This window comes from Microbacterium sp. Bi128 (genome assembly GCF_918698205.1).
Genome location: NZ_CAKKMM010000781.1, coordinates 1 through 2,366, shown reverse-complemented (window position 1 = coordinate 2,366; position 2,366 = coordinate 1). Strand labels below are relative to the sequence as shown.

Here is a 2,366-nt window from a genome sequence, read left to right as displayed (position 1 = left end):
GCGCCGATCGTGCTGCATCCGGGCGACAGTATCCCGGCGCGTCGTCGTGTGCTGTACATCGTGCTGCTCGGAGCGCTCACCGCGCTCGGGCCGTTCACGATCGACCTCTACCTGCCCGCGTTCCCCGTGCTCGAGGCGGATTTCCAGACCTCGGCCGCGGCCATCCAGCTGACGCTGACGGGCACGATGATCGGTTTCGCCCTCGGACAGCTCATCGTCGGCCCGCTGAGCGACAAGGTCGGCCGTCGCATCCCGCTGCTGTCCGTCACCGCGCTCCACGTCGCCGCGAGCATCTTCGCGGCGCTGGCTCCGACGCTCGGGACGCTGTCGATCGCGCGCGTCCTCATGGGCGCTGGGGCGGCCGCGGGCGGTGTCGTGGCAGCCGCGATCGTGCGCGACCTCTTCGGGGGGCGGCGTCTGGTCGTCATGCTGTCGCGCCTCGCGCTGGTGTCCGGCGTCGCGCCGGTGCTCGCGCCGCTCGCGGGCTCTCTGCTGCTCTCGGTCATGCCGTGGCGCGGGATCTTCTGGGTGCTCGCGGCCTACGGCACGGTCATGCTCATCTCCGCCATCGTCTTCCTCCCCGAGACGCTGCCCGCTGCCCGACGCGGCGGCAAGGGGGCCACCACGGTGTGGCAGCGGTACGCCAGCGTCTTCCGCGACCGCGTGTTCATCGGCGTGCTCGTCATCGGCGCGATGACGTTCAGCGGGCTGTTCTCGTACCTCTCGGCCTCGTCGTTCCTGTTCCAGCAGAGCTATGGCTTCGACGCGCAGCAGTACGGCGTGCTGTTCGCCGCCAACTCCGTCGGGCTGGTCATCGGCGTCCAGGTCGCCTCGCGTCTCGCCGCACGGTTCGGACCGCAGTGGGTCCTGGCGTTCTCGACGGCCTCCCTCGTGCTCTGGGCGACGGTGATCGTCGTCTTCGATCAGCTCGGCTTCGGGCTGTGGGGAACCGTCATCCCGCTCTTCCTGTTCATGACATCGTGCGGGTTCACGTTCCCGTGCGCGCAGGTGCTCGCCCTCGACCGCCACGGCAAGGCGGCGGGCACGGCGCAGTCGATCATCGGTGCCGCGAACTTCGGTATCGCCGGTGTCATCTCTCCCGTCGTCGGGCTCCTGGCCACCGGGTCGGGGATCACGGCGACCACGATGGCATCCGTCATGGTGGGTTGCGCGATCCTCGGCGTGGTCGCGCTCTGGCTGCTCGTGCGGCCGCGCACCGTCGAGCGCCTCGCGCCCTGAGCGTCGTGGTCGCGAACACTAGCAGAGTGCGGGTCGCTGTTCCGCCGTGCCCTCGTGACGGGCATCATTAGCCGATGGATGCCGATTCCGAACCGCTGCCACCGGTGACGGTGGGTTCCGAGCGCGTCCGCGCCGTTCTCGGCCTGGTGCTGATCGCGCTCGCGTGCGGTCTCGGCGCCTGGGTGTTCTTCCGCAGACCGACCCCGTTCGCGATCGACGTCTGGTGGAACCAGCTCTTCGCGGCGGCCCCGCTGCAGCCGCTGCTGACCCTCGCGCTGGTGATGAACCAGATCGGCGGGTACATCACCGCGATCCTGATCGTCCCGGTCGGGGGAGCCCTCGCGCTGTTCCTCTCGGGTCGTCGGTGGGCGGCGGTGTACTTCCTCGCGGCCTCGGCGGGGAGCGCTCTGCTCGTGCAGGTGCTCAAGCACACCTTCGGCCGGGCCCGACCCGAGGACATCCTCGTGCTGTCGGACTACGGCTCGTTCCCCTCGGGTCATACGGCCAACGCCGCGACCATCGCGGTCGTGGCCGCGATCGTGTTCCCCTCGGTGTGGGTGCGGATCGCGGGCGCGGCGTGGATTCTGCTGATGGCGTTCAGCCGCACGTACCTGCACGCGCACTGGCTCTCGGACACCGTCGGGGGTGCTCTGGTGGGCGCGGGGGCCGCGCTCGTGCTGGCGGCGGCCTTCTCGCGTCTGCGCGTGCACGATCAGGACCGCGCGACGCTCCGGCGCGCCCGTCGATCACGGGATGCCACGGCTCCCACCTCGCTCTAGGCTGACCGGCATGAGCGACTCCGTGCCCTCCGTCCCCGGCACCGCGGACGATCCCGAGGTGGCGCGTCTGCGCGCCGAGGCGGAGGCCGCCGAGGCCGAACTGCGGCTGGCCCGGGCGCGCGCGGAACTCGCGGCCGCCGAAGCGGCGGCGGCGCGGGCCGCCGAGGCCGCCGCGACGTCGACGGAACAGCCTGCGCCGCATGCGGCTGCGCCGGAAGCACCCGCCCCGGAGGCGCCCACCGCGGACGCACCCGCCGCGGAAGCACCCGCACCGGAAGCCCCCGCCCCGGGAGCGCCTGCCCCGGAAGCACCCGCCCCCGGTGCGCCGCTCACCGACGCCCAGGTCGC

General features: G+C 71.9%; 3 protein-coding genes. All 3 read left to right on the top strand.

Annotation, left to right across the window (positions count from 1 at the left end; all coding sequences use genetic code 11):
- On the top strand, positions 1–1,239 hold a 1,239-nt coding region (locus tag LQV45_RS26170; RefSeq protein WP_230009601.1), incomplete at its 5' end, for a multidrug effflux MFS transporter.
- Positions 1,240–1,313: 74 nt separating this feature from the next.
- Positions 1,314–2,018 (top strand): phosphatase PAP2 family protein, encoded by a 705-nt coding sequence (locus LQV45_RS26165; RefSeq protein ID WP_230009600.1) that lies wholly within the window; start codon positions 1,314–1,316, stop codon positions 2,016–2,018.
- Between the two features lie 10 nt (positions 2,019–2,028).
- Positions 2,029–2,366: hypothetical protein (locus LQV45_RS26160; RefSeq protein ID WP_230009599.1), on the top strand; the 338-nt coding region annotated here is incomplete at its 3' end.

Coding starts and splice junctions, on each gene's coding strand:
- LQV45_RS26165 (WP_230009600.1), top strand. CDS start 1,314: ATGGATGCCGATTCCGAACCGCTGCCACCGGTGACGGTGGGTTCCGAG.